Source organism: Flavobacterium sp., from assembly GCF_044369455.1.
Lineage (GTDB): Bacteria > Bacteroidota > Bacteroidia > Flavobacteriales > Flavobacteriaceae > Flavobacterium.
Genome location: NZ_JBIPLW010000073.1, coordinates 1 through 8,202, shown reverse-complemented (window position 1 = coordinate 8,202; position 8,202 = coordinate 1). Strand labels below are relative to the sequence as shown.

Sequence of the window (8,202 nt, the reverse complement as noted above, 5' to 3'; positions counted from 1 at the left end):
AGCACTAAGCACTAAGCACTAAGCACTAAGCACTAAGCACTAAGCACCAAGAACTAAACCCGTAAGCGAGGGATAAGAGTTGACCACGAATCACACGAATGCCACGAATAAGAAGACATGGGTGATGTGTTTCGTGTGATTCGTCCTATTCGTGGTTAAAAAAGTATTCATTGACCTGCAAGTTGTTGCTGCCTATTTTTACGATCCCTGCGCTTTTTCGCGGCTATTTCATTCAACTGACAACTGCTAACTCCAAAACTCTTCATTCCGAATTCCCAATCCGTGTTTCATCTGTGTCGCATCCGTGGCTAAAGATCGTTTTGAACAAATAGCCACGGATTAACACGGATCTCCACGGATTCGATCCACCTGCCAACTAAGCACTACGAACCAAGCACAACGCACCAAGCACTAAGCACTAAGCACCAAGCACCAAGCACTAAGCACTAAGCACTAAGCACCAAGCACCAAGCACCAAGCACTAAGCACTAACTACCAACTGACAACTAGCAACTTAAAAGAATGCTATCTCCAGAAACCCTTGAATCTTATCGACGCATGACGGCATCGGAGCGACTGCGGTTGACGATTGACCTGAGTAGATCGGCATGGAGAGCGTTGAACCAGGGGAGTCCGGAGCTTGTAACAAGGCGATACATGAGACTGGAACAAGAAAACAACCACCGCAATTTAATGATAAGCGAGGGATTGCGCAGATCAGAAAATCGCAGCGATCTGGATTAATGGCCATGATCAAAACGGTAGAGGACGTATTGCTGGAGATGGTTGGTGTTTGCGAGAGGTTGGCTTTGTCATATGCCATTCTCGGCGGGTTGGCAGTTCGCGTGCATGGTATTCCTCGTCCCACTTACGACGTGGATTTCGAGGTTACGGTTACGGACCAGCAATTGATTGATTTTTTCGAAGCATCAGAAAAGATAGGTTATGAGGTAGCAGCTCCTTATCGAAAGGGTTGGCGTGACGTCGTCGGGGGCATGCCTTTGGTCAAGCTGAAGACGTACGTTGAAATTGGCCGTACGATCGATGTAGATGTGTTCGTGAACGACACGCCCTTTCAAGCTTCGATGATGGAACGTCGATTGCCGGTTGCATTTGATGATCAGCATCTCTGGTTTGTGACTCCGGAGGACTTGATACTGATGAAACTATTGGCCAACCGTCCAAGAGATCAGGGAGACGTCGCAGACGTGATATTCGTCCAGGGCCAGCTCGACGAAAGCTACATGCGCCATTGGGCCCACCAGTTAGACATAACCGACCGACTGAACACCGCCCTAGCAACTAGCAACTAACCGATATTCACGATGTCACAAACTGAGCAATGGTGCGACCTACTGATTGAAAAACACGAATGCGGACCGATGCCGACTCGTGTCGAGCTCGTTCAGATCGATGGCGACACGATTCGACTGCACGTGCCAGAGTGGGTACCCCGATTCGAATTCGTTGAGTGCTCGCGTGCTGAAAACAGGCTCTATTATATATTGAAAGATCTGGAAACCGTCGGCTGGGATCAACCACAGGGTATCGTTGTCATAGCTACGCGAAAATCCGATGGATCTTTTGCAACCATTCTCTGGCATACGACCTATCCCTATATCTGGAAACACTTACAACCGGTTAAAGACTAACCGTCGTCGTCTACGATGAAACTCAGTTATTCCGAGCGACAAGAGCAACGCAGACTTGCTGAGCTTCGTTTGACAGAAAATCTCATTGCAAACAAGCAATCGCTTGAAAAATTACTCGCATCCTGCAACGATCACTGGGGTTATGAAGATCCCATTTACCGGTTTTATCACCAAAGTTTCAAAGTCTTCATTGTTCAAGAATCAACCGGAGAAATTGTTTCGGCTTTGCGATCGCTTTTGCCAGAACAACCCATCAACGAGTGGTTCGAGAAGATCATCGAGGACGGGATAAGTCGAACGTTTACGGATCAAACCAATGAAAATTGGCTTGCCGAAACTCGCCCCGTTCTCGAAGCATTTTTTCACGCCAAATACTTTCTCGAGATGGCAGTCCGCTACGCTGGAAAATTTGAAGAGCCACCTACCATCTTACCAAGCGGTTGGGCGAGCCTCCTCTACCTTTACGGACTGCGATAAACAATCAGCCCTAAGCCGCACTACGCACCAAACCCGTGATCGAGGGATAAGAGTTGACCACGAATCACACGAATACCACGAATAAGAAGACATGGGTGATGTGATTCGTGTGATTCGTCCTATTCGTGATTAAAAAAGTATTCATTGACCTGCAAGTTGTTACTGCCCAATTTTGCGATCCCTGCGCTTTTTCGCGGCCATTTCATTCAACTGACAACTGCTAACTCTAAAACTCTGCATTCCGAATTCCCAATCCGTGTTTCATCCGTGTCGCATCCGTGGCTAAAGAAGGTTTTGAGCAAACAGCCACGGATTAACACGGATCTCCACGGATTCGATCCACCCGCCAACTAAGAACTAAGCACCCCGCACTAAGCACAACGCACTAAGCACAACGCACTAAGCACTACGCACCAAGCACTAAGCACTAAGCACTAAGCACGTGCGAAGCACAACGCACTACGCACTACGCACGAGGCAACGCCGCACCAAGCACCAAGCACCAATCCTCTCGCGTCTAACTTCCCCGTTCTTCTTTTTTTCTCATGCGTTTACTCGTTACCGGTTCGTCCGGGCTGATCGGTTCAGAGGTTTGCGTCCATTTCGCCTCCAAGGGTTGGACCATTCATGGAGTCGACAACAATCAACGTCCTGTATTCTTCGGCCCGCAAGGGGACACCCGTTGGAATCAGACGCGGCTTACAGAACAAATCCGTGGTTTCCAGCACCACGAAGTCGATATCCGCGACCGGGTGGGAATTCTAGAACTTGTAAAAACAGTCAAACCCAATGCGATCGTCCACACTGCAGCTCAACCAAGTCACGATCGCGCTGCTGCAATTCCGTTTGATGACTTCGATACCAACGCCGTTGGCACATTTAATCTTCTCGAAGCCGCCCGACAATCCTGTCCAGAATCACCTTTCGTTCACATGTCGACGAACAAGGTCTACGGTGACCGCCCAAACATGATCAAGCTAAAGGAACTAGATACCAAATTTGACTATGACGATCCTGCCTACGAGTACGGTATCGCAGAAGATTTTTCGATCGATCAATCGAAACATTCTTTGTTTGGCGCCTCCAAAGTGGCGGCTGATATTGTCGTTCAAGAGTACGGTCGCTATTTCAATATGCCGACGTGCTGTTTACGTGGCGGTTGCCTCACCGGCCCCAATCATTCAGGGGTCGAACTCCATGGATTTCTCAGTTACTTGGTGAAATGCAATTTAGAAGGACGCGAGTACAAGATATTTGGTTACAAAGGAAAGCAAGTTCGCGACAATATACATAGTGAAGATGTTGCTAGATTCATGGCTGCCTTCATTGAAAGTCCACGGAGTGCGGAAGTTTACAATTTGGGAGGTGGCAAAGCCAACAGTTGTTCGATACACGAAGCGTTCAAGATAGCGGAGTCATTTACCTGCAAACCGCAAGTGTATTCTTACGTAGACGAGAACCGCATCGGCGACCACATTTGCTACTACAGTGACCTGCGTAAGATGCGAGCTCACTATCCTGGATGGGACATAACACATACGCTGGAAGACACCATCAAGCAGATCATTGATGCTTGGAAGAACAGAGGAACGAGTGCAGCGCATCGCTGACGTATGTCAACAAAGAAGAAATTCAGGTTAGCAGTGCACCACGCATTACGCACTAAGCACAACGCACTAAGCACAACGCACTAAGCACTAAGCACTAAGCACTAAGCACCAAGCACCAAGCACCAAGCACCAAGCCCTAGCCTCTAGCCCCTCTTTTAGCCACTTAGAAAAATGATCGTACAAATCACTTCAACATCTGGACACCAGACGATCGTATTGCCAGAGGGCTTTCAAATGGAAGGAACGCAAGTCTCTGTACGGCGTCGCGGGAACGCTTTGATTTTAGAGCCGATTGCCGATAACTGGGAATGGTTAGAAAAGGTTTCCGGGCAACTGGATCCCGAAGTACTGGAAGCGGTCCAGAGTGCCAATTCTTCCGACCAATTTGATCACACTAGTCCTCCCGATCTGGACGGCATCTGAATCGGATGTCTCAGTTTTTACTCGATACCAATGCAGTCATTGCACTCCTGAAAACGAACGACAGCGCAGTCCGTCGACGAATACGAGAAAATTCACCGAAGGATGTCTTCATCTCCACGGTGGTTATGTTTGAGTTGTATTACGGTGCTTATCGAAGTGCGCGAGTGCAGCGGAACTTGGAGTTACTTGAAAACATCTTGTTACCAAAATTAGAGTTTGATTCTGGCGATGCAATGGCGGCCGGTCAGATCCGTGCCATCTTGGCGGAAGCAGGTACTCCGATAGGCCCATAGGATGTGTTGATTGCAGGCCAAGCTCTTTCTCGCGGGATGTGCCTAGTCACGCGAAACACGAGGGAGTTCCAGCGTGTCGCAGGATTGCAAGTAACAGACTGGGAATCAAACTAATATCCCTCCCACCAACCCTCAACTGCCCACCCCGCACTACGCACTACGCACCCCGCACTACGCACTACGCACCCCGCACTACGCACCAAGCACTAAGCACCAAGCACTAAGCACCAAGCACCAAGCACTAAGCACCAAGCACCAAGCACTAAGCACCCCGCACCAAGCACTTCCCTCTTCCTTTGCTCTCCCCCAACAAAATATCGACTCGCGTCGAACCTCGTCCTCTCGCCGTCGCCAAGCCCAAAGATCAGCTCCTATACTATTTAGTCCTCGTCTACATCGCGTTATGGATTTTTGAGGGCGGGTTACGACGTTGGATATTGCCATCGTTAAGCAATCCGCTTTTGTTGATACGCGACCCGTTGGTCGTGTTGATCTATTCGGTCGCGGCCGCCATGCGTCGATTTCCATTCAATATCTTTATATCTTCCGCGATCGGTTTAGCGCTTTTAGAGGCGGCGATTGTACCTTTTGGGCACGGGAACCCGATCGTTGGCGCGTATGGCATACGCAGTGATTTTCTGCATGTCCCGATGATCTTCATTATCGGACGAACGTTGACACCCGCCAGGTTGATGACCGTGTGTCAAGCCGCTGTGATACTCTCCATCCCGTATACACTGTTGCTAGTCGCCCAGTTTTATTCACCCCAGTCCGCTTGGGTGAACCGTGGTCTCGGAGGTAGTCTCACGGGAGCTGGTTTCAGTGGTGCCGAAGGCAAGTTCCGCCCGCCGGGCACCTTTAGTTTCATCACGGGCCCGGCAGCGCTTTACCCGATGTTCGCTGCCTGTTGGTTCCTCTACGTTTACAAAAGTAAGGACAAATTTGCTAGCCTCCTCGGCTCCATTTCTGCTTTGGCGATATTGGTCGCAATCCCTGTTTCCATCAGTCGTTCATTGTTTATTTCGGTATTGCTGGTTGTTGTAGCGGGCGTCGCGGCAGGTCCTCTTCGTTTCGGGATACGGTTGCAAGCCCACACTGCGATCGTTCTTCTGGGCGCGATCTGTCTTGCACCACTCGCGCTGACGATCCCAGCCGTCCAGGATGGATTGTTTGCGTTTAGCTCCCGCTGGACAGCATCGACGACATCTCAGGGTGGAGTCAAGGAAGCCATCTTGCAAAGATTCTATAACGATACGCTAGGGGCGGTGCTCAATCCGAATGTTCCGTTCTTTGGATCGGGAACTGGCTATTCCACGAATTTTGGACAACAGCAGTTGCGGTCGTTCGTCGGGTTTGGAAACTCGGAGGGTGAGTTTGGTAGATTGTTGTATGACAACGGCGTGGTGGTGGGAGGTTTTCTTTTGATGTATCGCGTCGCACTAGCGTTGTTTCTTGCGATTCGGTCTTTTCATGGTTGGTTTCGAAACGACCAGATCGCGTTTGTCTTTTTGATGGCCTCTTTTCTCTTAGTGTTGTCTGGCCAGTGGTCTCAAACGACAGCCCAGGGGGCAGCCACGATTGCTGCCGGATTGACACTCGCCGCGTGCCGTCCTCAGCCTACCGAAAAACCCATCAAGCGACGAAACCAAAAGAAACTCCTAGCCCCGCGCATCAAGCATCCCGCCCTAGCCACTAGCCACTGACAACGCACCAAGAACTAAGCACCAAGCATAACGCACCAAGCACAACGCACCAAGCACTAAGCACTAACAAGTTTAATTTTGAAAATTCAATTCATATCTAGCGGTCTCGAATCTGGAAAAGATGGTGTCGGAGATTACACTCGCCGTTTGGCTGGAGCATGCGTTCGCATGGGGCATCCATGCCAAATGCTATCCCTGAACGACAAATATGCCTCCCCAACTCAGGCAGCGATCGAATACCAAGTCGACGGTGAGACTAAGATTCCAACCCTACGCCTATCAGCCGACACTTCGTGGCATCAGCGAGAAAAAAGTGCAAGATCGCTTACTCGAAGCTTTGTTCCAGATTTGATGAGCTTGCAGTTTGTGCCGTATGGTTTTCATCCCAAGGGGCTTCCATTTGGTCTATCGAAGCGTTTGAATCGAATTGGAATGAATACGACTTGGCACGTGATGTTTCACGAGCTGTGGATTGGCTCGATTGGAAGTGGTCCGTGGAAGAAACGGATTGTCGGTGCGTTGCAAAAACGAGTTGTCACCAAACTTCTATCTACACTAAAACCGCCAGTCATTCATACGCATGCTACACCATATGTCCGTCTGTTAAAGTTGCTGGCACCACGAGTAGGTCAATTGCCTCTCTTCGGGAATTTCGATACGGAGCTTGGAAACGCTGACATTGGCTGGGGAAAACTGAAGCAATTGCTAGGAACGAGTGATGTCCAATGTGTTCGCGGACAACATCACATTGCCGGAGTTTTTGGTTCAGTCCATCCAGAATGGGACCCAAGAGACTTCGTCAACCGATGGTCTCAAGGTTGCAAGGAAGTCGGAAAGAGCCCCCTGCTGGTATTCCTTGGTAAAGGAGTCGTATCAACTCCTACCAATGAACCACAGTCCAATCATGGGAGCGCGCATTCGCGAACGGAATTTGGGTCGCACCAAGCAATGATTGACGAGCTACGCCGCAAAGTTTCCGTCATAGTCCTGGGAGAGCATTCGGATGAACATGTTGCATCGTTCCTAAAGTCGTTTGACTTTGTGATATCCACCACACCAGCTATCCTTTCAGAAAAGAGTAGCTCGTCGTCGAGTTGCCGCGATTTTGGACTTCCTGTCGTCGTGACTCGAGAGAACCAACAAGATTCATCTATTGAGTTGGATGGTTTTCATCTGGCCTCGCAATTGGATTCAAAAGAGATCATGGCGTTGCGCCGAGGCCCAGAGCGACCGCAAAGATTGAATGAAATCGCAGGCCAGTTCATCGCGAGTTTGAAACGAGCACATTGAAAATCCTTGTTTCGTCTTATTTTTTCCACCCGTCTGTCGGAGGGATCGAATCCGTATCGTTATCACTCGTCCAGGAATGGCTCAAGCTTGGACACGAAGTGCGAGTGATGACAACAACGGTTGCCGAGGATCCAATCGGACTACAGAAAGAGTTAGTCATCTATCGAAATCCCAACAGCAAAACCATGTTGGAGATGGTCGATTGGTGCGACGTCTTTTGGCAAAACAACATCAGTATTCGGTTCGCTCGGCCTTTATTTCGCAAGAGGAAGCCCTGGTTGGTAACGACTGCGACATGGCTAAACCACACCACCGGCAAAACGTCGATTGCGTCCACATTCAAGCGCTGGTTACTTGGCCTTGCTCACAATATTTACATCAGTGAAGCGATCGCAAAACATGTTGGTTGGCCGGGAACACGGATACCGAATCCATATGATGCCAATACATTTCGAATTCTTCCTGAGGGGCAAAGAGCCAAAGAGTTAGTTTTTCTTGGACGATTGGTATCAGATAAAGGATGTGATCTGATTCTCGAAGCGCTTTCCCATTTAAAGAGTAATGGGAAAATGCATAACCTTACGATTATAGGTAGTGGCCCTGACCAAGCGACGCTTAAGGCAATGTCATCACGACTCGGGGTCGAAGATCAAGTTCTTTTTGCTGGAGTGTTGCGAGGTGAACAACTTGCGGCAGAACTGAATCGGCATAGAGTACTTGTGGTTCCGAGTCGGTGGAATGAGCCATTCGGAGT

9 protein-coding genes are annotated in these 8,202 nt (G+C 49.4%); all 9 read left to right on the top strand.

What is annotated here, in order from left to right:
• The first annotated feature begins 608 nt into the window (after positions 1–608).
• A complete protein-coding gene (locus tag ACIQ2L_RS14355) occupies positions 609–1,313 on the top strand; it encodes a DUF6036 family nucleotidyltransferase (RefSeq protein ID WP_396160042.1) in 705 nt (234 codons plus the stop codon).
• Positions 1,314–1,325: 12 nt separating this feature from the next.
• On the top strand, positions 1,326–1,652 hold the full coding sequence (locus tag ACIQ2L_RS14350) for a hypothetical protein (RefSeq protein ID WP_396160040.1): 327 nt from the start codon (positions 1,326–1,328) through the stop codon (positions 1,650–1,652).
• A gap of 15 nt (positions 1,653–1,667) precedes the next feature.
• A complete protein-coding gene (locus tag ACIQ2L_RS14345) occupies positions 1,668–2,129 on the top strand; it encodes a hypothetical protein (protein ID WP_396160038.1) in 462 nt (153 codons plus the stop codon).
• A gap of 545 nt (positions 2,130–2,674) precedes the next feature.
• Entirely contained in the window at positions 2,675–3,739 is a 1,065-nt protein-coding gene (locus ACIQ2L_RS14340; protein ID WP_396160036.1) for an NAD-dependent epimerase/dehydratase family protein, read from the top strand.
• A 171-nt stretch (positions 3,740–3,910) separates the two neighbouring features.
• Positions 3,911–4,162 (top strand): hypothetical protein, encoded by a 252-nt coding sequence (locus tag ACIQ2L_RS14335; RefSeq protein WP_396160034.1) that lies wholly within the window; start codon positions 3,911–3,913, stop codon positions 4,160–4,162.
• A gap of 5 nt (positions 4,163–4,167) precedes the next feature.
• On the top strand, positions 4,168–4,455 hold the full coding sequence (locus tag ACIQ2L_RS14330; RefSeq protein WP_396160032.1) for a PIN domain-containing protein: 288 nt from the start codon (positions 4,168–4,170) through the stop codon (positions 4,453–4,455).
• Positions 4,456–4,892: 437 nt separating this feature from the next.
• The gene (locus tag ACIQ2L_RS14325; RefSeq protein ID WP_396160030.1) at positions 4,893–6,158 is read left to right on the top strand and encodes a hypothetical protein; all 1,266 of its coding nucleotides are present in this window, start codon (positions 4,893–4,895) and stop codon (positions 6,156–6,158) included.
• 78 nt (positions 6,159–6,236) lie between these two features.
• Entirely contained in the window at positions 6,237–7,448 is a 1,212-nt protein-coding gene (locus ACIQ2L_RS14320) for a hypothetical protein (protein WP_396160028.1), read from the top strand.
• Positions 7,445–8,202 (top strand): glycosyltransferase family 4 protein (locus tag ACIQ2L_RS14315; RefSeq protein ID WP_396160026.1); only part of this gene is annotated, 758 nt, incomplete at its 3' end. The genes ACIQ2L_RS14320 and ACIQ2L_RS14315, both read left to right, overlap by 4 nt.